The 22,921-nt window shown below is 73.1% G+C and carries 22 protein-coding genes; 12 read left to right on the plus strand and 10 right to left on the minus strand.

Going from position 1 to position 22,921, the window contains the following annotated elements; translation table 11 throughout:
* Positions 1-257 precede the first annotated feature (257 nt).
* Both ACFV0Q_RS07850 and ACFV0Q_RS07855 read right to left on the minus strand, forming a co-directional pair.
* Positions 258-458, minus strand: coding sequence for a hypothetical protein (locus tag ACFV0Q_RS07850; RefSeq protein WP_385002084.1), 201 nt, complete (start codon positions 456-458; stop codon positions 258-260).
* Positions 459-642: 184 nt separating this feature from the next.
* Positions 643-3,657, minus strand: a complete 3,015-nt coding sequence (locus ACFV0Q_RS07855; RefSeq protein ID WP_385002087.1) for a BTAD domain-containing putative transcriptional regulator — start codon at positions 3,655-3,657, stop codon at positions 643-645.
* Positions 3,658-3,800: 143 nt separating this feature from the next.
* Between ACFV0Q_RS07855 and ACFV0Q_RS07860 the strand changes: the two genes are divergently transcribed.
* The 4 genes from ACFV0Q_RS07860 (at position 3,801) to ACFV0Q_RS07875 (ending at position 6,729) form a co-directional block, all read left to right on the plus strand.
* Complete coding sequence (locus ACFV0Q_RS07860) at positions 3,801-5,021, plus strand: amidohydrolase family protein (protein WP_385002090.1); 1,221 nt, start codon at positions 3,801-3,803, stop codon at positions 5,019-5,021.
* Positions 5,022-5,128: 107 nt separating this feature from the next.
* Positions 5,129-5,380 (plus strand): type II toxin-antitoxin system VapB family antitoxin, encoded by a 252-nt coding sequence (locus ACFV0Q_RS07865; protein WP_385002093.1) that lies wholly within the window; start codon positions 5,129-5,131, stop codon positions 5,378-5,380.
* A complete protein-coding gene (locus tag ACFV0Q_RS07870) occupies positions 5,377-5,793 on the plus strand; it encodes a PIN domain nuclease (RefSeq protein WP_385002096.1) in 417 nt (138 codons plus the stop codon). Before ACFV0Q_RS07865 ends, ACFV0Q_RS07870 begins: the two co-directional genes overlap by 4 nt.
* A gap of 99 nt (positions 5,794-5,892) precedes the next feature.
* On the plus strand, positions 5,893-6,729 hold the full coding sequence (locus tag ACFV0Q_RS07875; RefSeq protein ID WP_385002099.1) for a trypsin-like serine peptidase: 837 nt from the start codon (positions 5,893-5,895) through the stop codon (positions 6,727-6,729).
* A gap of 144 nt (positions 6,730-6,873) precedes the next feature.
* On the opposite strand, the gene ACFV0Q_RS07880 is transcribed toward ACFV0Q_RS07875, so the two are convergent.
* From ACFV0Q_RS07880 to ACFV0Q_RS07910, 7 genes are all read right to left on the minus strand, one after another.
* Positions 6,874-7,848 carry a hypothetical protein gene (locus ACFV0Q_RS07880; RefSeq protein ID WP_385002204.1) on the minus strand — a complete coding sequence of 325 codons (975 nt, stop codon included), beginning with the start codon at positions 7,846-7,848 and terminating at the stop codon, positions 6,874-6,876.
* Between the two features lie 94 nt (positions 7,849-7,942).
* On the minus strand, positions 7,943-8,383 hold the full coding sequence (locus ACFV0Q_RS07885; protein ID WP_385002102.1) for an NUDIX hydrolase: 441 nt from the start codon (positions 8,381-8,383) through the stop codon (positions 7,943-7,945).
* Between the two features lie 84 nt (positions 8,384-8,467).
* Entirely contained in the window at positions 8,468-8,797 is a 330-nt protein-coding gene (locus ACFV0Q_RS07890; RefSeq protein WP_385002105.1) for a hypothetical protein, read from the minus strand.
* 179 nt (positions 8,798-8,976) lie between these two features.
* Positions 8,977-10,161: an ABC transporter permease gene (locus tag ACFV0Q_RS07895; protein WP_385002207.1), complete on the minus strand. Its 1,185-nt coding sequence runs from the start codon at positions 10,159-10,161 to the stop codon at positions 8,977-8,979.
* A gap of 92 nt (positions 10,162-10,253) precedes the next feature.
* Positions 10,254-10,961: an ABC transporter ATP-binding protein gene (locus ACFV0Q_RS07900; RefSeq protein ID WP_385002108.1), complete on the minus strand. Its 708-nt coding sequence runs from the start codon at positions 10,959-10,961 to the stop codon at positions 10,254-10,256.
* Complete coding sequence (locus ACFV0Q_RS07905) at positions 10,958-12,082, minus strand: peptidoglycan-binding protein (protein WP_385002111.1); 1,125 nt, start codon at positions 12,080-12,082, stop codon at positions 10,958-10,960. Before ACFV0Q_RS07905 ends, ACFV0Q_RS07900 begins: the two co-directional genes overlap by 4 nt.
* On the minus strand, positions 12,067-12,567 hold the full coding sequence (locus tag ACFV0Q_RS07910; protein WP_385002114.1) for a hypothetical protein: 501 nt from the start codon (positions 12,565-12,567) through the stop codon (positions 12,067-12,069). Before ACFV0Q_RS07910 ends, ACFV0Q_RS07905 begins: the two co-directional genes overlap by 16 nt.
* Positions 12,568-12,656: 89 nt before the next feature.
* Between ACFV0Q_RS07910 and ACFV0Q_RS07915 the strand changes: the two genes are divergently transcribed.
* Genes ACFV0Q_RS07915 through ACFV0Q_RS07925 form a run of 3 tightly spaced genes read left to right on the plus strand, consistent with a single transcriptional unit; the run spans position 12,657 to position 15,456 of the window.
* Entirely contained in the window at positions 12,657-13,361 is a 705-nt protein-coding gene (locus tag ACFV0Q_RS07915; RefSeq protein ID WP_385002117.1) for a response regulator transcription factor, read from the plus strand.
* Positions 13,358-14,584, plus strand: coding sequence for an ATP-binding protein (locus ACFV0Q_RS07920; RefSeq protein WP_385002120.1), 1,227 nt, complete (start codon positions 13,358-13,360; stop codon positions 14,582-14,584). The genes ACFV0Q_RS07915 and ACFV0Q_RS07920 overlap by 4 nt, the downstream gene beginning before the upstream one ends.
* A 41-nt stretch (positions 14,585-14,625) precedes the next feature.
* Positions 14,626-15,456 carry a hypothetical protein gene (locus ACFV0Q_RS07925; protein ID WP_385002123.1) on the plus strand — a complete coding sequence of 277 codons (831 nt, stop codon included), beginning with the start codon at positions 14,626-14,628 and terminating at the stop codon, positions 15,454-15,456.
* Here ACFV0Q_RS07925 and ACFV0Q_RS07930 read toward each other — a convergent pair.
* Complete coding sequence (locus tag ACFV0Q_RS07930) at positions 15,428-16,036, minus strand: hypothetical protein (protein WP_385002210.1); 609 nt, start codon at positions 16,034-16,036, stop codon at positions 15,428-15,430. The two genes, ACFV0Q_RS07925 and ACFV0Q_RS07930, sit on opposite strands and share 29 nt — an antisense overlap.
* Before the next feature lie 217 nt (positions 16,037-16,253).
* Between ACFV0Q_RS07930 and ACFV0Q_RS07935 the strand changes: the two genes are divergently transcribed.
* The 5 genes from ACFV0Q_RS07935 (at position 16,254) to ACFV0Q_RS07955 (ending at position 22,805) form a co-directional block, all read left to right on the plus strand.
* Complete coding sequence (locus ACFV0Q_RS07935) at positions 16,254-17,201, plus strand: LLM class F420-dependent oxidoreductase (protein ID WP_385002126.1); 948 nt, start codon at positions 16,254-16,256, stop codon at positions 17,199-17,201.
* A gap of 14 nt (positions 17,202-17,215) precedes the next feature.
* Positions 17,216-18,001, plus strand: coding sequence for an SDR family NAD(P)-dependent oxidoreductase (locus ACFV0Q_RS07940; protein WP_385002129.1), 786 nt, complete (start codon positions 17,216-17,218; stop codon positions 17,999-18,001).
* Between the two features lie 121 nt (positions 18,002-18,122).
* Positions 18,123-19,250, plus strand: a complete 1,128-nt coding sequence (locus tag ACFV0Q_RS07945) for an LLM class flavin-dependent oxidoreductase (protein WP_385002132.1) — start codon at positions 18,123-18,125, stop codon at positions 19,248-19,250.
* A gap of 328 nt (positions 19,251-19,578) precedes the next feature.
* On the plus strand, positions 19,579-21,318 hold the full coding sequence (locus ACFV0Q_RS07950; RefSeq protein WP_385002135.1) for an amidohydrolase family protein: 1,740 nt from the start codon (positions 19,579-19,581) through the stop codon (positions 21,316-21,318).
* A complete protein-coding gene (locus tag ACFV0Q_RS07955) occupies positions 21,315-22,805 on the plus strand; it encodes an aldehyde dehydrogenase family protein (protein WP_385002138.1) in 1,491 nt (496 codons plus the stop codon). Before ACFV0Q_RS07950 ends, ACFV0Q_RS07955 begins: the two co-directional genes overlap by 4 nt.
* Positions 22,806-22,921 lie beyond the last annotated feature (116 nt).

A 22,921-nucleotide genomic window follows, 5' to 3' on the forward strand; every position in this document is an offset into this window, starting at 1 on the left:
CCCTCCTGGCCACCGCGGCCGCCGCTCCCCCGTGTTGCTCCCCCGTACGTTTCCCCCGTACGTCCCCTGCGGGCTCCCCCGTACGTCCCCCGTACGACCCCCAGGGGTTTCCCCCTTTGTGCTGTCCCCCGTACGCCCCGCGAGCGGTCCCCCGTACATTCCCCCGTACGTCCGCTCACGGGCCCCCGTACGCGTTCCCCGTACGTCCCCCGTACGTTTCCCCCGTACGCCGTGCCGTGGTGCCGGCCCGGCTGGTGCTACGGGCGCGTGCCGGACGCGTGGTTGTCCATGGCCACGATGTCCTCGCCCGAAGCGTGGTTGTCGAGCGGCTTCTCGCCCGGCTTCTTCGGAGCCGGAGGATCGAGCGGATCCAGCGGGTTGATCTCGACGCCCGAAGCGTGGTTGTCGAGCGGTCTGATGTCGCCGTCGAGCGGCAGGCTGTTCTCGTTCGTCGTCATCGGATCTCCTGATGGATGAGTCGGGCCCGTTCGGCGATTCCCCCGCGGACCGCCGAACGGGTAGTCCTCCAGCCGCCCCGGGTGCCCCCCCGGCACACCGGGTCGATGCACCTATCGTGTCGCGTGGCGATAAACGAACGATGAACGCGGCCGTCCATCCGCCCCGGGCCCGCGCCCGGGCCGGTCAGGCGGCCAGCTCGGAGGCCAACAGGGCCCGTACCTCGGTCAGTTCGGCCGACCCCAGCTGCGCGAAAACGGTCTCCGCATCCCGCCAGCAGGCCCGCGCCCGGTCCGGCTGGCCGAGCCGCCGCAGCGCCTTGCCCAGCACCGTCAGCACGGTCGCCCGGCGCCACTCCCCGCCGATCCCGCGCAGTGCGATGGCCTGTTCGGCGTGCTTGGCGGCCAGGGTGGGCCGCCGGGCCGCGAGGTGGGCCTCGGCGAGCCGGAAGTGCGTCACGCCCTCCCACAGGGGCTGGCGGTTCTCGTGGAACAGCGACAGCGCCTCGGCGAGCTGCGTGAGCGCCTCGCGCAGCCGTCCGGCCTGGGTCAGCGCGATGCCCAGCGCGTACCGGCCGTTGGCCAGGCGCAGGGTCAGGCCCATCCGGTCGTAGATGGCGATGCCCTGCTGGGCCAGGTCGATGGCGCTGGGCAGGCGGCCCAGCTCGACGTGGATCCGGGAGAGGTTGCACAGGGCGCTGGCCTCGCCGACGAAGTTGGCGTCGGCCCGGAAGTTCTCGATGGCCTCCAGCAGGTAGCGCTCGCCGTCGCGGTGCCGGCCCTGGTAGAGGGCGATGATCCCGCGGTCGTTGGGCGCCCAGCAGCTGGGCAGCGGGTCGCCGGCCTCGCGGGCCAGGTCCATGGCCTGGCGGGCCTCGTCGTCGGCCTCCGAGAAGCGGCCCGCGACGAGGTGGACCATGGTGAGCGTGGTCCGGGCGCGGCCCTCGGCCCGAGGATCCCGCGCCGCCTGCGCGGCCTCGCGCAGGGTCAGCGCGGCGGACTCGTACTGCTTGGAGTTGGCCCCGGATTCGGCGAGGTCCTTGGCCGCCCACAGCAGGTCCACGGCCCGGCGCAGCGCGGAGGGCCGCCCGGCCGCCTGGCGTACGCAGGCCAGCAGCGGGTCGGCCTCGGCGAACAGCCAGTCCAGGGCGGCGCGGGGCTCGGTCAGGACCAGGCCGGGGTGGCAGGTGTCCGACAGGTGGGCGGGCAGCCGGTCGCCGGGGCGTTCCAGGGCGTACACCCGGGAGGCGGTGGCGAGGTAGAAGTCGAGGAGCCGGTCGAGGGCGGCGCCCTGCCCGTGGGAGGGCTGTTCGTCGCGTTCGGCGCAGGCACGCGCGTAGAGGCGTACGAGGTCGTGGAAGCGGTAGCGGCCGGGTGCGGCCGATTCGAGCAGGGAGCAGTCGACTAAGGCCTCCAGGAGGTCCTCGGTGTCGTGCTCGGGCCGGTCGAGGACGGCGGCCGCGGCGGCCAGGGAGATGTCGGGGCCGTCGGCGAGGCCGAGGAGGCGGAAGGCGCGCTGCTGGGCGGGCTCCAGCTGGCCGTAGCCGAGCTCGAAGGTGGCCTTGACGGCGAGGTCGCCGGCCTGGAGCTCGTCGAGGCGGCGGCGTTCGTCGGCGAGCTTGGCGGCGAGGACGGAGACGGTCCAGGTGCGGCGGGCGGCGAGCCGGGAGGCGGCGATGCGGATGGCCAGCGGCAGGAACCCGCAGGCGCCGACCACGTTGAGGGCCGCCTGCCGTTCCGCGCCGACGCGTTCGGCGCCGACGATGCGGGTGAACAGCTGCAGGGCCTCCTCGGGGCTCATCACGTCGAGGTCGACGAGATGGGCCCCGGCGAGGCCCGACATCCGGACCCGGCTGGTGACGAGGGCGGCGCAGCCCGCGGTGCCGGGCAGCAGCGGGCGCACCTGTGCGGCGTCGCGGGCGTTGTCGAGCAGGACCAGGACGCGGCGGCCGTCGAGGACGGTGCGGTAGAGCGCGGCCCGGTCGGCGGCGGAGTCGGGGATGGCGCTGTCGGGGGTGCCGAGGGCGCGCAGGAAGGAGCCGAGGACGGCCTCGGGCAGCGCGGGGCGGGGGTCGGTGCCCTGGAGGTCGACGTAGAGCTGGCCGTCGGGGAAGTGCGGGCGGGCGGCGTGCGCGACGTGCACGGCGAGGGTGGTCTTGCCGACGCCGCCTATGCCGGCGAGTGCGGACACGGCCATGACCTGGCCCTCGGCGGCGGAGAGGATCTCGCCGAGTTCGGCGACGAAGGGGGTGCGGCCGGTGAAGTCGGGCACGGTGGCGGGCAATTGCGCGGGCCTCACGGGTACGGGTGCCGCCGCCGGGGCGGGGTCTTCGGCGCGGGCGAGTTCGGCGTCCGCGTTCAGGATGCGCTGTTGGAGGGCGGCGAGTTCGGGCCGGGGGTCGACCCCGAGTTCGTCGGCGAGGAGGCGGCGGGTGTCGGCGTACACGGCGAGGGCCTCGGCCTGGCGGCCGCTGCGGTACAGGGCCAGCATCAGCAGTTCGCGCAGCCGCTCGCGCAGGGGGTGGGCGGCGGTGAGGGCGGTGAGTTCGGAGACGGCCTCGGCGTGGTGGCCGACCTCCAGGTCGAGGTCGAGGCGGGTCTCCAGGAGCTGGAGGCGCCATTCGGCGAGCCGGGTCCGCTCGGTGTCGGCGTGCGGGCCGGGGACTCCGGCGAGGGGTTCGCCGTCCCAGAGGTCCAGGGCGCGGGCGAGCAGCGTGCGGGCCAGGGTGCGGTCCCCGGCGGTGCGGGCCGTTTCGGCGTCGGCGGCGAGGCTGCGGGCGATGCCGAGGTCCAGGTCCTCCTGCCGGCGCAGCCGGATCGCGTAGCCGCCGGCGTCGCTGACGAGCAGCCCGGGGTCGAGGACCTTGCGCAGCCGGGAGGCGTACGTCCGGATGGTGGCGAGGGCCTGCGGGGGCGGGTCTTCGCCCCAGATGGCGTCGATCAGCTCGGGGGCGGTCGCGGTGCGGCCGTCGCGCAGCAGGAGTACGGCGAGCAGGGCGCGCTGCTGGGGGCTGCCGGAGGGCAGGGCCTCGGCGCCGTGCCAGGCCCGGATGGGGCCGAGGACGGCGAACCGGTTGTCGGCGGGGGAGGGCTCCACGGCCGGGTCGGGGGGCTCGGGGGCGTCGGGCACGTCGGCGGTGTTCCGGGACCGGGCTGCCTCGGGGTGGTTCCGCTGGTGCGGGATGGCCGGTATGCCGTCCATCTGTCGTCCCCCCTGCCTTCCGTCGGTTTAAGGGTCAGTCTGCCCTGTCTTGCACGCACACGTCAGCCCGCAGCGGAGTGAGCCGCTCCTCGTTCTGCGCCAGATAGCTGACGGTTCGTCAGATCGACGCTACGGTATGAGACATGGAGACCTTCCCGAAGATCATCTCGGTGGACGATCACACGGTCGAGCCCCCTCACGTCTGGCGGGACCGGCTCCCGTCCAAATACCGCGACACCGGCCCCCGGATCGTCCGCGCCCCCCTGAAGGAAATGACCTTCCTCGGCGGGAAGTTCGCACCCGTCATGGGCGCCCCGGGAGACGACGGCCCGATCGGCGACTGGTGGGTGTACGAGGACCTGCACCGGCCGCTCACCCGCCTCGACACGGCGGTCGGGTACGACCGGGACGAGATCAAGCTGGAAGTCATCACCTACGAGCAGATGCGCCCGGGCTCCTTCTCGGTTCCCGAGCGGCTCGCCGACATGGACGTCAACCACGTCCAGTCCGCCCTCTGCTTCCCCACCTTCCCGCGCTTCTGCGGCCAGACCTTCACCGAGGCCAAGGACCGCGAGCTCGGACTGCTCGGCGTGCGCGCGTACAACGACTGGATGGTGGAGGAGTGGTGCGGCCCCGACGCCCGCGGCCGCCTGATCCCCCTCACCCTCATCCCCCTGTGGGACGCCCGCCTCGCCGCCGCCGAGGTCCGCCGCAACGCCGCCCGCGGGGTGCGCGCGGTCGCCTTCTCCGAGATACCCCCGCACCTGGGCCTCCCCTCCATCCACACGGACGAGTGGGACCCCTTCCTCCAGGCCTGCGACGAGACCGGCACGGTCATCGCGATGCACATCGGCTCGTCCTCCCGCATGCCGTCCACCTCGGCGGACGCCCCGCCGGCCGTCGGCTCCACCATCACCTTCGCCAACTGCTGCTTCTCGATGGTCGACTGGCTGATGAGCGGCAAGTTCGAACGCTTCCCCAACCTGAAGATCATGTACGCGGAGGGCCAGATCGGCTGGATCCCGTACATCCTGGAACGCGCGGACGTGGTCTGGGAGGACAACCGCGCCTGGGGCGGCGTCGCGGACAAGGTCCACCGCCCGCCGTCGGAACTCTTCGCCGAGCACGTCTTCGGCTGCTTCTTCGACGACGCGTTCGGCCTGAAGAACCTGGACGCGATCGGCGTCGGCAACGTCCTGTACGAAACCGACTACCCCCACTCGGACTCGACGTGGCCCAAGTCCCGCGAGGTCGGCGAATCCCAGATGGGCCACCTCTCCCCGGACGTGGTGGACCGCATCGTCCGCGGAAACGCCATCACCCTCCTGGGCCTCACCCCGGACGGCCTCTGGCCGGGGGCGTAGCGGAGTGGGACCTGCCTCTGACTGCAGAAACGATATCTCTGGACGTAGATCTTGATATCGTTTAAGTGTGGCAGGGGCAGGTAGCCCCCCGTCTGAGGAGGTTCCCCGTGGCCAGAACCGTGATCGATGTCGACGACGCGCTCCTGGCGGAGGCCGCCAAGCTTTTCGGCACGAAGACGAAGGTCGCCACCGTCAACGCGGCCCTCCAGGACGCCGTCAACCGGCGCAAGCGGGAGGCATTCTTCACCCGGCTCGCCGAGGGGCGCCTGCCGGACCTGACGGGTCCCGTCGAGCAGTCCGACGCCCCGCTCGTACCCGCAGAGCCCCCCGCTCCGGCCGTGCGGGACAAGGCGGCATGAGCACTCGATTCCTCATCGACAAGTCCGCACTCGCCCGCTACCCCAAGCCGGCGGTCCGGAAAGTGCTCGACCCCCTGCACAATGCGGGCCTCCTGGCTCTGTGTGGCGCCATCGAGCTGGAAGTGATCCACAGCGCCCGGGGGCGGGCCGAGGCCCAGGAGATCCGCGAGGAGCTCCGCGGTTTCGACTGGCTCCCCACCTACGACGAGGCGTGGGACCGGGCCGTCGATGTTCAGGCCCTGCTCATCGAGGCGGGGACGTGGAGGGCGCTGTCCGTCCCAGACCTGATCATCGCGGCGACCGCCGAGCTGCACGAAGCCACCGTGCTCCACTACGACGGCGACTACGACATGATCGCCAAGGTCACCGGCCAGCCGACGCGATGGGTCGTTCCGCCGGGCACGGCGGACTGACTTCCCGGGCACGCTGCGATCAGGACCCGCCGGGGCGGTGGACCTTGCACGGTGCCGTGCCGTCGGGGCATGCTTCGCGGGGGCGGAGCGGGAGGGATCATGGCGGTGGACAAGCGGACCGTGGTGACGGCTGTGCTGTGCGCGGTGGCCGCGCTCGGGGCCTCCGCGGCGGTGGCCGAGCTGGTGCCGCCGCCCGACGGGGCCGAGGCTCCCGTACGGGCCAAGTCGGCGACGCCGTCCGGCTCGGCGACCGGGCCCGCGCGCTCGCAGGCCTCCAAGCCCCAGCTCGCGACGCCCCCGCCGGCGACCCCCAAGCCCGGCGGGCCCGCCGCCTTCACCGGCGCCGTGTTCACCGGCGGCCTGGACGGCGACCACTTCTGCACCGCCACCGTCGTCCGCAGCCCCGGCAAGAACCTCCTCATCACCGCCGGCCACTGCCTCCTCGAGGGTGAGCAGGGCGGCGAGGACACCGCCGTCTTCGCGCCCGCGTACGCCAACGGCTTCGCCCCGTACGGGACGTGGAAGATAGAGCGGGTCTACGAGGACGAGCGCTGGGCCGACGGCACCGACGACGACTACGACCTCGCCTTCGCCCGCCTCGCCCCCGACGACAAGGGCCGCAACATCGAGGACGTCACCGGCGGCGCCCCCCTGGACACCTCCGGCCGCGCCGGCGAGGAGGTCACGGTGACGGGCTACCCCGCCGACCGCAAGGTCCCCCGCACCTGCACGGCCGTCGCCACCCGCCTCAGCCCGACGGAGCAGCAGTTCGACTGCGCCGACTTCCCGGGCGGCACCAGCGGCAGCGCCTGGATCGGCCGCGACGGGAAGATCATCGGGATCCTGACCGGCGGGGACACGGACGACGTCTCCACGAGCACGGTCCTCGGCGACTACGCGGCGAAGCTCTACGCGAAGGCCACCGCCGGACACTGACCCGCCCTCGGCGGCGGCCGCCGCCGGGAGGGGTGATTTCCAGCCGATTCGCGTGCACCGCACCGGCCCGCGCGAGTTCGTCCACGCCCTCCCGGCCGACTACGCGTACGGCAAACCGCAGGAGTAGCCGGCCGGCGGCGCGCCTCAGCGGCCCAGTGCCCCGCGCAGGGTCAGGCCGTGGTGGCGGTGGAGGCGGTAGATCTCCAGGCACGACAGGGCCGTCACCGTGAGGGGTGCGCCCAGTACGAAGACGGCCCGGGCGGCCGGCGGGACCTGCGCGTAGGCGCCCGTGGCGAAGTCCACCACGGCCATCTCCCACACCAGCAGGGTGGCGAGGGCGGGCGGGAGCAGCTCGTGGATGTCGGCGGTGCGGAAGACGTGGACGAGGGACAGCCCGATGCCGTAGAGGGCGAAGCCGAGCGACCACAGGCACATCAGCCCCAGGACGATCTTCCCCGGGAGCCCGATCGCGTCGCGCAGCCCCTGCGTCTCCGCGGACACGGCGAGCGGGAAGGTGGCCATGGAGGCCATCAGGGCCAGCACGGCCCCGAGGGAGCGCAGGGCCCGCCTCAGGTAGGCGCGCCGCACGGTGCCGCGGGCGACGGCGACGAAGACGCCCACCACGAGGGGGAGGGTGCAGGCCAGGACGAGCGTGCTGTTCCAGCTCTGGTCGAGGCGGTCACTGGCCACCGCCTCGGCGCCGTCCGTCGGATCGGTGACGGCGGAGTACGTCATCGTCAGCGCGAGCCACGCGGCGAACCCGAGCCCGGTCCGCCACAGTTGGAGCTTGCGCACCGTGGGGTCGGTGATGACGCCGGGGCGCGAGGGGCGGAACACGTGCTGGGCGGTGTGGAAGGGGTTGAACACGAACCGGGCGATCCGCTGACCCCGCGTCGGCGGCGGGGGCGGTGGCGGAGGCGCCATCGCGTACGGGTTCGGGTACCCCTGCGGGGGCACGGGCGGGACGCCCGGTGCCTGTGCGGGGACGTACGGGGGCTGCGGCGGGCCGCCGTACGGGCTGGGCGGGCCGCCGTACGGGCCGGGTGGTCCGCCGGGCGGGCCGCCGTACGGGCCGGGGGGCCCTGCGTAGGGGTTCGGGTGTTCGTCACCCGTGTGCATGCTCACGCCGTCTCCCCGTGGTGCCTAGCCGGTCGGCCTCCCGCAGGGTAGCGGCGCGGGCGGCCGGCCGTCAGCCCCGCCCACCCGGCAGGGCCTAGGCGAGCAGCCCCAGATGGACCGGCTCGGCCGGGGCCTCGGCGAGGAGGTCCGCCAGCCGTGGGGGCCAGAGGGGTTCGCCGAGGGTGGCGAGGCGCTGCTGGGGGAGCCACTGCCAGTGGATGCCGGGTGATTCGAGCCGCGGCTCGCGCTGGGGGCCGGTGGTGACGTAGATGTGCTCGTGCTGGCGGACCGGGATGCCCTGGTGGGTGAAGTCGTGCTCCCAGGTGCACAGCAGCCGCTGCGGCTCCAGGTCGGTCCAGCCGGTCTCCTCGCGCAACTCCCGCCGCACGCACTCCTCGGGGCTCTCGCCCGGGTCGATCCCGCCGCCCGGGGGCAGCCAGTGGATGCCGACTTCGATGTTGTTCTCGCGGAACAGGAACACCGATCCGCTGGGGGAGAGGACGACAATGCGCGCTGCCTGACGAGGAGTTCTCATCGGTTCAGGGTACGTCCGGGCCACCGCGCGGCGGGAGGGGTCGGCGGCCCGGCCGCCGGGCCCGTTCCCGCCGTGCGGCCGCGGTCAGATGGTGACGCAGATGCCGTCCTCGATGGTGCGGCCGTCGCGCTCCAGGCCGCCGCAGACGAGCTTGGAGCCCGCCTGCTCGTACCCGACGCCCCAGCGGTGGGAGGCGGCGTTGACCTTGTTCGAGTGGAAGTCCCCCCAGTAGGAGCGCAGGACACCGGGGAGGCCGTCCTTGGTCTGGACGGTGATGTCCTGCACGAAGCGGTTGTGGTGCGCGGTCATGACGCAGATGTACTTGCCGCACTGGCTGTCCACCTGCGCGTTGGCGGGCGACGCCGCGGCGAGGGCGAGGCCGAGGGCGGCGAGCAGGGTCGCGGACTTCCGCATGACAGATCCTCCTGGGTCGGGTCGGCCGCACCCCCGTGCGGCCGGCCCGACCAGTAGAGCGTCCCGCCGCCTCCGAAAGGTGGCTGTTGCGGTCATTTCCCCTGATCAGGTGGCCTTTGTGGTCTGATCATGCGACCGGCGCGCCAGCCGTACCGTTTCTGCGCGACGGGTGCGCGGATCTACGCCGCCTGCAGCGCCAGCGTCGGGGAGAGGCGGGCCGCGCGGACCGCCGGGTAGAGGCCCGCCACGGTGCCGATGGCCAGGGTGGACGCGAAGCCGCCCGTGACCGCCCACAGGGGGACCACCCAGGGGAGGTCGCCGGCCCGGGCGTAGATCCCGGTCGCGGCCCCGCCGAGCGCGATGCCCGCCAGGCCCCCGAGCCCGGACAGCAGCAGCGACTCGGTGACGAACTGGATCCGGATCTGCCCCTTGGTGGCGCCGAGCGAGCGGCGCAGGCCGATCTCGTGGCGGCGTTCCAGCACCGAGATGATCATGGTGTTGGCGACGCCGACCCCGCCCACCAGGAGGGCGATCCCGCCCAGCCCGAGCAGGAGGGTGCTGAAGGCGCCCTCGGTGGCCGCCTTCGCCTGGAGCGCCGCCGACGGATCCGTCACCGAAACCGCGCTCGGGGTCCGGGGGTTGGCGCTCCGGGCCATGAGCGCGCGTACGTCCGCCACCCGGTCGTCCGCCGAGCGTTCGTAGACCGCCGTCGGGTGGCCGTCGAAGCCCAGCAGCCCGGTCGCCGCCTCCCAGCCGATCAGGGCCGAACGTTCGATCTCCGGGGCGAGGGGGACGGGCTCCAGGATGCCGACGACCGTGAAGTAGCGTCCGCCGATGAAGACCTGCTGCCCCGGCCGTGTGATGCCGAGGCGCTGCGCGGAGACGTGCCCGAGCACCACCGAGGGGTAACGGCCGTTGGCGGCGTTCAGCCAGGTGCCGCTGCGCACGCCGGCGCGGAGCGTGCCGAGGAGGTCGTCCTTGACGGCCTTGAGGGTGATGCCGCCGGTTTCGGTGGAGGGGATGTTCTCCGACCGGCGGACGGACTGCGCCACGTCTCCCGTCGTGCCGACCGACTCGACCCCGTCGATCCGGGAGATCATGCCGGGGGCCTCCGGGGGGAGTTTGGTGTCCTGCCCCGAGAACATCGACTGGCCGGGTGTGGCCACCAGCATGTTCGTGCCGAGCTTGTCGAGCTCCCGCAGGAGCTTGGCCTGGCTGGACGAGGAGATCCCGACCACCGCGATCATCGTCGCGATGCCGATCGCGATCCCGAGCGCGGAGAGGAAGACCCGCATGGGCCGCGACCGCAGCCCGGCCGAACCGGCGTGCAGGACGTCGCGGGGGGACAGCCGAGGCGGCCGCAACTTCGCCCGGCCCCGCGTCCGGGCGCCCGCGTCGGAGCCCGCGCTGGTTCCCGTACCGCCGCCCGCGGCGTCACGCGTGCCGCGGCCGCCGCTCACGCCGCCTCCGTTCCAGGGGCGTTCCACGCGTCCGCCACGATTTCGCCGTCGCGGATGCGGACCTGGCGGGGGAGGCGCGCGGCGATCTCGGTGTCGTGGGTGATCACGGCGATGGTGGCCCCGTCCTCGTTCAGTTCGTGCAGCAGCTCCATCACCGACCTGCCCGACGCCGTGTCCAGGGCCCCCGTCGGCTCGTCGGCCAGCAGCAGGTCCGGTTCGCCCGCCACCGCCCGGGCGATGGCCACCCGCTGCTTCTGTCCGCCCGACAGCTCGTGCGGCCGGTGGTCCATGCGGTCGCCGAGGCCGACCCGCTCCAGGGCCCGCTCCGCCCGGCGCCCCCGCTCGGCGCGCGGCAGCCCGGAGTACAGCAGCCCCTCGGCGACGTTCGCCCGGGCGCTGAGGCCCGGCACCAGGTGGAAGGACTGGAAGACGAAGCCGACGTGCCGCGAGCGCAGCGCCGACAGCGCGCGGTCGGACAGGGCCGCCACGTCGTGCCCCGCGATGGCGACGCGGCCCGCGCTCGGCCGGTCCAGGGTGCCGACGATGTGCAGCAGGGTGGACTTGCCGGAGCCCGACGGGCCGACGATGGCGAGGAGTTCCCCCCTCAGCACCGTGAGGTCGACCCCGCGCAGGGCCGCGACCCCGCCGGGGTACTCCTTGGTGACCCCGGTCAGCTCCACGACCGGGCGGCTGTGCTCCCTCATATCTTCGGCACCCCCACCCGCATGCCGTCCTTCAGGTCGCCGCCGGTCACCTCGACCCGGCCGTTGCCGAACATGCCCAGCTCCACCCGTACGTCGCGGGCCCGGCCGTTCTCGACGACCTGGACGCCGAAGCCGCCGCCGGGCAGCGCCAGCAGCGCGTTCACCGGGACGGACAGCACGCCGGTGCGGGTCTCGCCGGTCAGCGACACCGACACCGGGGACTGGTCCGGGCCCTTGACGTCGCCCGGGCGGTCGAAGACGACGCCGACCTCGACCTTGGCCTTCTTGTCACCGCCCCCGCCGCCGCTCCCGGAGCCCCCGCCGGAGCCGCCGTTCTGGTCGTCCGTACCGGCCGTGCCGCCCACCGCGTCGATCTTTCCCGTCGCGCCGGTGCCGTCCGGGAGCCGGACCGTCACCTGGTCGCCGGTCTTCGCCGCGCCCGCCTTCGCCGCCTCCAGCTGGAAGCGGACGATCCGCTCGGTGCCGGTCACCGTGAGCACCGGCTTCCCGGGCCCCGGCTCGTCGCCGAGCGCCGAGTCGCTCCGCTTCACCCGCTGCGGCCCGGACGCGAAGGCGATGTCCTCCTTGGCGACCTCGCCCGTCTCCGGCGCCTTGTGCGCCTTCTGCCAGCGCTTCACCGCCGCCGTCGTACCCGCCGTGAAGGTGCCGTCCTCCGCGTCCAGGCCCGTCCCGAAGCCGAGGGCCACCAGGTTCCGCTTGAGCTGTTTGACGTCCTCGCCCTTGTCGCCCGCCTTCAGCGGCCGGTACATCGGCGTGGCCCCGTACATCAGCCGCACCGGCTTCCCGTTGATCTCGTAGAGCCTGCCGTCCCGCTCGACCGCCGAGCCCTCCGCGGCCACCCAGGTCAGCACCCCCGGGCCCGGCGCGCTCAGCTTGCGCTCCTGCGCGTAGCCGAGGGTGCCGTCCACCTGTATCCCGGAACTGAGGTCGCCGCGCCGGACCGGAGCCGTCTCCGGGGGCAGGCCGTCGCCGCGCTGCTGGCGCCCGCCGTCCTGCGCGGGCCGGTCGAGGACGGCGTAGCCGCCGCCCGACACGGCCAGGACCACGGCCAGGGAACCCAGCAGCCATGCGCCGCGCCGGGCCATCAGGCCGCTTCGCACTTCTTCTGGGCCTCCTCGAAGGCCTTCTCCTGCCCCTTGGGGACCTCGATGCCGCTCTTCATGCCGCCGCCGTACTCGGGGTCCTTGAGGTCCACGCCGTTCTTGCGCATGCACTGCACCCAGCGCAGTTCCTTGTCCTTCTCCTCCTGCGTCGGCTCCTTCCCGGAGCCGGGACCCTGCATCCCGCAGGCCTTCATGGCCTCCTCCATCTTCTGCGGGTCCGAGCCGCTGCCGACGGTCATGCCGCGCGGGTCCTGGCCGGGCTCGGGGTCGGGGGCGTCGATGCCGTGGTCGCGCAGGCACTTGCGCATCTTCAGCGCGTTGTCGGCGTCGGCGCCCCCGTTGCCCGAGCCGCCGCTGCCGCCGCCCGCCGAGTCGCTCCCGCCGTCCTTCTTGTCCGACGCGCCGCCGTTCGTGCAGGCGGTGACGAAGAGGGTCAGGCCGGTGAGGACCGCGGCCGTGCTCATGGTCAGGGATCGCTTCATGGGCCCGAGCGTGCGGGAAAGCCGGGTTTCGCTTCCCTCTCGCAGGACGCTTACAACGGCGAAATGCGCTCCTCCTGTAGAGAGGGAGGATGCGCGTACTGGTGGTGGAGGACGAGGGATTCCTCCGGGAGATGATCGCCGAGGGGCTGCGCCGCGACGCGCTGGCCGTCGACGAGGCGGGCGACGGCCTGGAGGCGCTGCGCCGCCTGCGCCTGGGCGAGTACGACGTCCTCGTCCTCGACCGGGACCTGCCCGGGCTGCACGGCGACGAGGTCTGCCGCCAGGTGGTGCGCGAGCGGCTGCTGACCCGCGTGCTGATGCTGACCGCCTCCGGGACCGTACGGGACCGGGTGGAGGGCCTCGGCCTCGGCGCCGACGACTACCTCACCAAGCCCTTCGCCTACGACGAGCTCCTCGCGCGCGTGCTGGCGCTGGGCCGGCGCACCCGCCCGGCGCTGCCGCCCGTCCTGGAACGCGCCGGGCTCGCCCTCGACACCGCGCGCCGCTCCGCCGCCCGCGACGGGCACCGGCTCGCGCTCTCGCGCAAGGAGTTCGCGGTGCTGGAGGCGCTGCTGCGGGCCGAGGGGGCGGTGCTGAGCAGCGACGACCTGATCGAGCAGGTGTGGGAGCAGGACACCGGCTACAGCACCAACGCGGTACGGGTCACCCTCAGCAAGCTCCGCGCGAAGCTGGGCGAGCCCCCGCTGATCGAGACGGTGCCGGGGGCGGGCTACCGCATCGCGGCGGGTTCCTGCGGCGCCGGCCGTTCCCCGCAGAGCACCGGTCCGCGATGAGAGCGGTGCTCCGCTCCGAGCGCGCCCGGCTCACCGCGCTGTACGGCACGCTGCTGCTCCTCGCGGGCGGCGGCCTCGTCGCGCTGGTCAACGTACTGCTGCGCAAGGGCCTGTACTCCCGCATCAGCTGGGCCGTCACCACCGTCATGCCCGGCGGAGTCCCCGCCGAGGGGACCGGCGACCCCGTCCCCGGCCAGAAGGTCTTCGAACCCGCCCAGAAGCTGCCGCCCGGCACCGCGCCCACCCCCGAGCAGATCGAGCAGTGGCGCGTCACCCGGAACCTGTCCACCGCCGCCGCCCGGGCGGCCCTGCACGAGCTCACCCTCGTCTCCCTCATCGCCCTGGCCCTCTTCGCCGTACTCTCCGCCTGGCTCGCCTGGTGGATGGCGGGCCGCGTCCTGCGCCCCGTCGCCGTGATCACCGAGACGGCCCGCCGGCTGTCCGGGGCGAACCTGCACGAGCGGATCGCCCTCCAGGCGCCGCCCGGCGAGCTCAAGCGGCTCGCCGACACCTTCGACGGGATGCTCGACCGGATGGAGGACCTGGTCGGGGCGCAGCGCCGGTTCGCGGCCAACGCCGCCCACGAGCTGCGCACCCCGCTGGCCGTGCAGCGGGCCGCCGCCGAGATCGGGCTGGCCGGGGAGCCGGAGCCGGCGAAGGTGGCGCGGATCCGGGAGCGGCTCATCGCGGTGGCCGACTCCAGCGAACACCTCGTGGAGTCGCTGCTGCTGCTCGCCGTCTCCGAGGAGGGGCTGGAGTCGGCCCGGCCCGTGGACCTGGCGGCGCTGGCCGAGGCGGAGCTGTCGGCGGCGGAGGCGGCGGAGGCGGACGCCGCCGGGCTGTCCGTCGTACGGGACCTCGCGCCGCTGACGGTGAGCGGCGACGGGACCCTGCTCGGCCACCTGGTGCGCAACCTGCTCGCCAACGCGGTGCGCCACAACCGCGCGGGCGGCCGGCTGCGCGTGTCGACCTCCGCGGACGGGCTGCTGACGGTGTCCAACACCGGCCCGCTGATAGACCCGGAGGAGGTGCCGGGGCTGCTGGAGCCGTTCCGCCGCCGCGCGGAACGCCGCCACACGGCGGGCGAGGGGGCGGGCCTGGGCCTCTCGATCGTCGCCTCCATCGCCCGCGCCCACGCCGCGCACCTCCAGGCCGAAGCCAACCCGTCCCCGGACGGCGGCCTGACGATCCGGGTCCGCTTCCCGGCGGAACCCCGGGCCTGAGTTCGGCGGGAACGAAGATCGGCTCCTGTACGGTCGGAGCAATGAGCAAGCACGCCCGAGCCCGATCCCGTTCCCGGGGCCGCACCCGTACGCGCTCCCGCTCCGCCGCCCGCCGGCCGAGGGCGCTGACCGTCGCGGCCACCGTCGGCCTGCTGGCCTTCGGCGCCGGCTGGGTGCACGCGCTGCACGAGCAGCCGGGCGCGCCCGTCCCGCCGGCCCGCGCCGACGCCCGCCCGCAGACCAAGGACCGGGCCGCCCGCGACGCCCACCGCCCGGACCCCCGCCAGGGCCTGCCCGTCACCCTCAGCGACGCGTCCCGCGCCCGGATCCCCGCGGAGGCGCGCCAGCTGGTGCTGGTCACCGGCAAGGCGCCGGACTCCTCGGAGTCCACCGTCACGCTCTACACCCGGCCCGCAACGGGCGCCGACTGGGCCCCCGCCGGGCAGTGGCCGGCCCGCAACGGCGCCAAGGGCTGGTCCACCGAGCGCGCGTACGGGGACCTGACCTCCCCACAGGGCGTGTTCTCCCTCACCGACGCGGGCGGCCTGCTGCCCGCCCCGCCCGGCACGAAGTTCCCGTACGACCGGGACGCGGCCTTCGTGGCAACGGGCCTCGGCGTGAACGGGGAGTCCCTGGCCGGCTCCTTCGACTACGTCGTCGCGATCGACTACAACCGCAGGCAGGGCGTGTCCCCGCTCGACCCGGACAAGCCGGACGGCGAGCGCAAGGGCGGCAACATCTGGATCCACGTGGACCACGACGGCCCCTCCCAGGGCTGCGTGGGCATCCCGAAGGAGGCGATGAAGACGCTCCTGGAGACCCTGGACCCGGCGGCGCACCCGGTCATCGCGATGGGACCGCCCGGGTTCTGAGCAGCAGTCCGATGTACGCGAGGTCGAAGACCGAGCACAGCACGCCGAGCCCGAGGATGAACCCGGAGCGTTCCAGCACCCCGAAGAGCAGGGTCGGCGCGAGCGTCCCGAGCCATTTCGCGACGGCGATCAGCAGGGACTGTCCGCGCGGGCCGTTGCGGGCGGCGTACATGCCGATGAACAGGCCGGACATCAGCAGGTTCTGGAGGAACGCCGAGTAGCGGGTGGCGTCGTGCGTGCCGAAGTGGGCGAGGAAGAGCCACTGCACGGCGAACGCGGAGGCGAAGAGGAGTCCGCTCCAGGCCGCGAACAGCGGCCGGGTCACGAAGCCGGGCAGCCCGGCCCGCCCGTACCGCAGGTACGTCCAGATGATCACGGTGTCGGCCACGGCCCACACCACGTTGACCACCCCCTGCGCGGAGAACCCGCCGCGGAACTCGTTGACGGCGTACGTGGTCTCCCAGGCGAAGTTCAGCGCGAGCGCGGCCACCGGCATGGCGTACGTACGGTCCCGCAGCCCGACCCGGATCGCCTCCGCGTACACGACGGTCCAGGCGACTCCGCTGATGAGCGTGAGCATCAGTTCCACGGGCCGCACCCTAGGGGCTGCCCGCCCCGGCGCACAGCCCCCGGGAAGGGTTCGGGCGCGCGCCCACTGCACGGGGGACGCCCGTCGGCCGGTTGCACCGCACCCACCCCTTGCCTGACGGTCCGTCAGCTACGACGATGACCCGGCACGACGCATCGGCACGACGGACAGACAGTCGATCGGCAGACGAAGGCGAGGCGGGCCCGGCATGGCACGCGTGTTTCCGGAAGGCCGGCTGGCGTACGGGATGCAGCTCCCCGTCCAGTCGCAGAGCACCATCTACGCCGAACCCTGGGAGGCGTCGGCCGGCGCGGCCGACCTCGCCGAGGTGGCCCGCGCCGCCGACCGGGCCGGCTTCGGGTACCTGGCGACCTGCGACCACGTGGCGATCCCGCGCCGCCTCGCCGGTCCCATGAGCACCGTCTGGTACGACCCGGTCGCCACCCTGGCCTTCCTGGCCGGGATCACGGAGCGCGTCCGCCTGCTGAGCCACGTCGCGATCGTCGGCCTGCGCCATCCGCTGGTCACCGCCAAGCAGTACGCGACCCTCGACCACCTCAGCGGGGGCCGCCTGATCCTCGGGGTCGGCGCCGGTCACGTCCAGGAGGAGTTCGAGGCGCTCGGCGTGGACTTCGCGCGCCGCGGGGCGGTCCTCGACGAGAGCCTCGACGCCCTGCGCGCGGCCCTCGGGCCCGAGGAGTACCCGGAGTTCGAGGGGGAGCGGTTCTCCTTCAAGGACCTCGGCCAGCTGCCCCGGCCCGCCCAGGCGCGGATCCCCGTCTGGGTCGGCGGCTCCTCGCCCGCCGCCGTCCGCCGGGCCGCCGTGCGCGGCGACGGCTGGCTCCCGCAGGGCGACCCGCGCGACAAGCTCCCGGCGCAGATCGCCCGCCTGCGCGAGCTCCGCGAGGCGGCCGGGGTGGGCGGCCCCGTCGAGATCGGCGCCATCGCCGAGCCGCTCTACGTCGGCGAGCCCGGCTGGGACACCGGCCGCCGGACCCTCACCGGCAAGGCGGAGGTGCTCGCCGGGTCCCTGCGGGAGTACCGGGCGCTGGGCGTGGACCAGATCCAGGTCCGCTTCCGCAGCCGCGACCGCGGCGAGCTCACCGATCAGATCACCGCTTTCGGGGCCGAAGTGGCCCCCCTCCTCAACGACTGAAGGAAGGGCTGGCCATGGGCAAGCTGGACGGGCGCGTCGTCATCATCACCGGTGCGGCGCGCGGCCAGGGCGAGCAGGAGGCCCGCCTCTTCGCCGCCGAGGGCGCGAAGGTGCTGCTGGGCGACGTACTGGACGAGCAGGGCGCCGCCGTCGCGAAGGAGATAGGCGAGGACCGGGCGCGGTACGTACGGATGGACGTGAGCCGGGAGGAGGACTGGGCGGCCGCCGTCGCCGCCGCGAACGAGGCCTTCGGGCCGGTCAGCGGCCTGGTCAACAACGCGGGCATCCTGCGCTTCAACGAGCTGACCGCGACCCCGCTGGAGGAGTTCCGGCAGGTGATCGAGGTCAACCAGGTCGGGGCCTTCCTCGGGATCAAGACGGTCGCCCCCGAGATCGAGGCGGCGGGCGGCGGGACCATCGTGAACACCTCCTCGTACACGGGGCTGACGGGCATGGCGTACGTGGGCGCGTACGCGGCGACCAAGGCGGCGATCCTCGGGCTGACCCGGGTGGCGGCGCTGGAGCTGGCCGCGAAGAACATCCGGGTCAACGCCATGTGCCCGGGGGCGGTGGACACCCCGATGGCCAATCCCGGCCTGCTGGACCCGGCCGGGATGACGGACGAGGCCCGGGACGCGATGGCGGAGCTCTACAAGCGGGTGGTGCCGCTCGGGCGGGTGGGCCGGCCGGAGGAGATCGCACGCCTCGCACTGTTCCTGACCGGCGACGACTCCTCGTACATCACCGGTCAGCCGTTCGTCGTGGACGGCGGCTGGATGGCGGGGGTGAGCATCCTCTGAAGCTTTCTGACGCTCCGTCAGTTGTGCTTCGGCAGGGGTATTGACGGTCATGCCCGGCGGTGGAACAGTCGGACCCATCAAATCTGACGACATGTCAGAAACCTAAGGACGGTGAACCCCCTTGGAATTCGGGCTCTTCGTGCAGGGATACGTGCCTGAGGCGCGGTCCAAGGTCGACCCCGAGGCGGAGCACAAGGCGCTGCTGGAGGAGACCGAGTACGTCATCCAGGCCGACCAGTCCGGCTTCAAGTACGCCTGGGCCTCCGAGCACCACTTCCTGGAGGAGTACTCGCACCTCTCGGCGAACGAGGTCTTCCTGGGGTACCTCGCCGCCGCGACCGAGCGGATCCACCTCGGGTCGGGCATCTTCAACCCCCTCGCGCCGGTGAACCACCCGGTGAAGGTGGCCGAGAAGGTCACCATGCTCGACCACCTCTCCAAGGGCCGCTTCGAGTTCGGCACCGGACGCGGGGCGGGCAGCCACGAGATCCTCGGCTTCATGCCCGGCATCACGGACATGAACCACACCAAGGAGATCTGGGAGGAGACCATCGCGGAGTTCCCCAAGATGTTCCTCCAGGAGGAGTACGAGGGGTTCAAGGGCAAGCACTGGTCGCTGCCGCCGCGCAAGATCTTCCCCAAGCCGTACGGGAAGGCCCACCCGGCCATGTGGTACGCGGCGGGCTCGCCGTCCTCGTACGCGATGGCGGCGAAGAAGGGCCTGGGCGTCCTCGGCTTCAGCGTCCAGAAGGTCTCGGACATGGAGTGGGTCCTGGAGCAGTACAAGACGGCGATCCAGGAGGCCAAGGCCATCGGCGCCTTCGTCAACGACAACGTCATGGTCACCTCGACGGCGATCTGCGCCGAGACGCACGAGAAGGCGGTCGAGATCGCGGTCAACGCGAACATGAACCGCTTCCAGTCGCTGGTGTTCCGCTACCACGACACGTTCCCGCGGCCGGAGGCGATTCCGCAGTGGCCGGAGACCCTGCCGGAATACAACGCGGAGATCATCGAACTCCTCATCGCGGAGGAGCTCCTGATCTGCGGCGACCCGTCGGAAGTCCGCGCCCAGTGCAAGCGCTGGGAACAGGCGGGCGCGGACCAGCTGTCCTTCGGCCTGCCGACGGGTGTATCGCCCGAGGACACGATGACCACCATCAAGCTCATCGGCGAACACGTCATCCCGCACATCGACACCGACCCGGTGCACCGCACCACGCGCTTCCGCGAGGCTTCGGGAGCCTGAGGAACGGGGGCGGCGTCTTCCCGGACCGCCGCCCCGGCACCGGCCCCGACCGGGCGGCCTCCGGCCGGGGCCCACCTCCGTCCGCGCGGCCCCGCTGTCAGGGGCCCCGCCCCCGAACCCCCGCGCCTCAAACTCCCCCAGCTACCGCTGGGAGGTGCCCCCGGGCGGGGCTGGAAGAACCAGCCCCGCCGGCGTTTGAGGCGCGGCCACGGCGCCGCACCCGCGAGCGGCGCTCAGCCAAATCCAGCCCCGCCGGCGTTTGAGGCGCGGGGTCTGGGGCGGAGCCCCAGGGTACGGACCGCAACCGAACACCGGCAGAAGGGACGTCATGCTCGACCACCTCATCAAGGGCGCGACCGTCGTCGACGGCACCGGCGCCCCCGCGCGCGTGGCAGACATCGGCCTGCGCGACGGCCGGATCGCCGTCATCGCCGAGCCCGGCGCCGTCACAGAGGCGGCCCGCACGAGCGAGGACGCGGCCGGGCTCGTCCTGACCCCCGGTTTCATCGACCCCCACACCCACTACGACGCCCAGCTGTTCTGGGACCCGTACGCCACCCCCTCCATGAACCACGGCGTCACCACCGTCGCGGGCGGCAACTGCGGTTTCACCCTGGCCCCCCTCAACCCCGCCCGCCCCGAGGACGCCGACTACACGCGCCGCATGATGAGCAAGGTCGAGGGCATGGCCCTCGCCGCCCTGGAGGAGGGCGTCGACTGGACCTGGTCCACCTTCGGCGAGTACCTCGACGCCCTCGAAGGGCGGATCGCCGTCAACGCCGGTTTCATGGTCGGCCACTGCGCCCTGCGCCGCCACGTCATGGGCGAGGCGGCGGTCGGCGGCCAGCCCACCGAGCAGCAGCTGCGGCAGATGCTCGACCTCTTCCACGAGGCCATGGACGCCGGCGCCTGGGGCCTGTCGACCACCCAGTCCTCCACCCACTCCGACGGCGCCGGCGCCCCCGTCGCCTCCCGCCACGCCCGCCCCGCCGAACTCCTCGCGCTCTCCAAGGCCGTCTCCGAACACGAGGGCACCCAGCTCGAAGCGATCGTCGCCGGCTGCCTCGACCAGTTCTCCGACGCCGAGATCGACCTCTTCGTCGAGATGAGCGCCGCCGCCGGCCGCCCCCTGAACTGGAACGTCCTCACCATCGACGCCTCCGTCCCCGAACGCGTCCCGCGCCAGCTGATCCCCAGCGAGCGCGCCCGCGCCGCCGGCGGCCGGATCGTCGCCCTGACGATGCCGATCCTCACCCCCATGAACATGTCCCTCGGCACCTTCTGCGCCCTCAACCTCATCCCCGGCTGGGGCGAGGTCCTCGCGCTCCCCGTCCCCGAGCGGATCGACAAGCTCCGCGACCCGGACGTCCGCGCCGAGATGCTGCGCCGCGCCGACAGCAAGGAGGCCGGGGTGTTCCGCCGCCTCGCCACCTTCGGGCGCTACGTCATCGGGGACACGTACAGCAAGGAGAACGAGGGCCTCTCGGGCCGCGTCGTCAACGACATAGCCGCCGAACGCGGCCAGGACGCCTTCCACTGCCTGGTGGAGATCTGCGCCAACGACGACCTGCGCACCGTGCTCTGGCCCATGCCCACCGACAACGACCCGGCCAGCTGGGCCCTGCGCGCCGAGACCTGGCGGCACGAGGACGTCATGCTGGGCGGTTCGGACGCCGGCGCGCACCTGGACCGGATGTGCGGGGCCCCGTACACGACCCGCTTCCTCGGCGACTGCCTGCGCGGCCGCAAGCTGGTCCCCCTGGAGCGGGCCGTGAAGATGCTGACCGACGACCCGGCGCAGCTGTTCGGGCTGCGCGAGCGCGGCCGGATCGCCGAGGGCTTCCACGCGGACCTGGTCCTCTTCGACCCGGACCGGATCGAGGCGGGCCCGGCGACCCTGGTCCACGACCTGCCCGGGGACAGCCCGCGCCTGGACGCCCGCGCCATCGGGATCGTCTCGGTACGGGTCAACGGCGTGGAGACCATCCGCGACGACGAGGTGACGGGCGCGATCCCGGGGATCGTGCTCCGTTCGGGCCGGGACACGAGGACGGTGAGCACCCGATGAGCGGCGACTACCCGATGAACCCCGACACCCCCCAGAAGCTCTACATCGGCGGCGAGTGGGCCGAGCCCGCCGGAGGCCACTACGACGTGATCAACCCGGCGGACGAATCCGTCGTCGGCCTCGCCCCCGAGGCCTCCCGCGCCCAGGTCGAGGAGGCGGCCCGCGCCGCCGCCGAGGCCTTCGGCACCTGGTCCCGTACGAAGCCGGAGGCGCGCGCCGCGATCCTGGACCGGGCCGCCGACATCATGCAGCGGGAGTTCGAACCGTGGGCGGCGCTCGCGCGCGCCGAGACGGGCGCCCCGACGGGGATCGCGCGCGGGATGCAGGTGGGCGTCGGGGTGTCCCGCTTCCGGCGGTACGCGCGGGGCGCGCTGGAGCCGGTCGAGCGCGGGCTGCCCCCGCAGGTCACCGAGGCCGGGCCGATGGGGAAGGCGAGCGTGCTGGGCGCGCTGGAGGTGCGCCAGCCGGTCGGGGTGGTCACCTGCATCACCTCGTACAACAACCCGTGGGCGAATCCGGCGGGCAAGGTGGCCCCGGCCCTGGCCATGGGGAACACGGTGGTGGTCAAGCCGGCCCCGCAGGATCCGCTGTCGGTGTTCAGGATGGCCGAGGCCCTGCACGAGGCGGGCGTCCCGGCCGGGGTGGTGAACGTGGTCTCGGGGGCCTCGGTGGAGGTCGGCGAGGCCGCGGTGGACTCCCCGTACGTGGACATGGTGTCCTTCACCGGCTCCACGGGCGTCGGGCAGCGCATCGCCGAGGTGTGCGGCCGGAGCATGAAGCGGCAGCTGATGGAGCTCGGCGGCAAGGGCGCGGCGGTGGTCCTGGAGGACGCCGACCTCGACGCGGCGGTGATGGGCATCGGCACGACCTTCTCCTTCTACTCCGGCCAGATCTGCACCGCCCCGACGCGGGTGATCGTGCACCGTTCGGTGTACGCGGAGCTGGTGGAGAAGCTGACCGGCTACCTGGCCTTCATGAAGGTGGGCGATCCGGGGGAGAGGGGCACGGTGGTCGGCCCGGTGATCTCGGCGGCGCACCGGGACCGCGTGGAGTCGTACGTGGAGCTGGGGCGCAAGGAGGGGGCGCGGATCGCGTACGGCGGGGAGCGTCCGGTGGTCGGGGACGGCCGCGGCTTCTACGTGGCGCCGACGCTGCTGGTGGACTGCACCAGCGACATGCGCGTGGTCCGGGAGGAGATCTTCGGCCCGGTGGTCGTGGTCGTCCCCTTCGACGGGGATGAGGAAGAAGCCGTCCGGCTGGCCAACGACAGCGACTTCGGGCTGCTGAGTTACGTCTGGTCGGGGGACGCTGCCCGCGCTTTCCGTGTCGCGCGGCGGCTGAGGGCCGGCGGGGTCGGGGTGAACACGATCGGCCGGAACATGGAGGCGCCGTTCGGCGGCTTCAAGCGGAGCGGTGTGGGGCGGGACGTGGGCTCGTACGCGCTGCACGCGTACAGCGAGACGCAGTCGATCGTCTGGACGTCGTGAGACGGGGGTCACACGGGAAAGTTGAAAGTGCCCCAAAAGGGGCAGTGCTGCGGTTTCCGCATTCCGGAACACGATGTCCGCCCCCTGTCGTCCAGGGGGCGGGCGCGGACGTGAAC

The organism is Streptomyces sp. NPDC059564 (assembly GCF_042735575.1).
Taxonomy (GTDB): Bacteria; Actinomycetota; Actinomycetes; order Streptomycetales; family Streptomycetaceae; genus Streptomyces.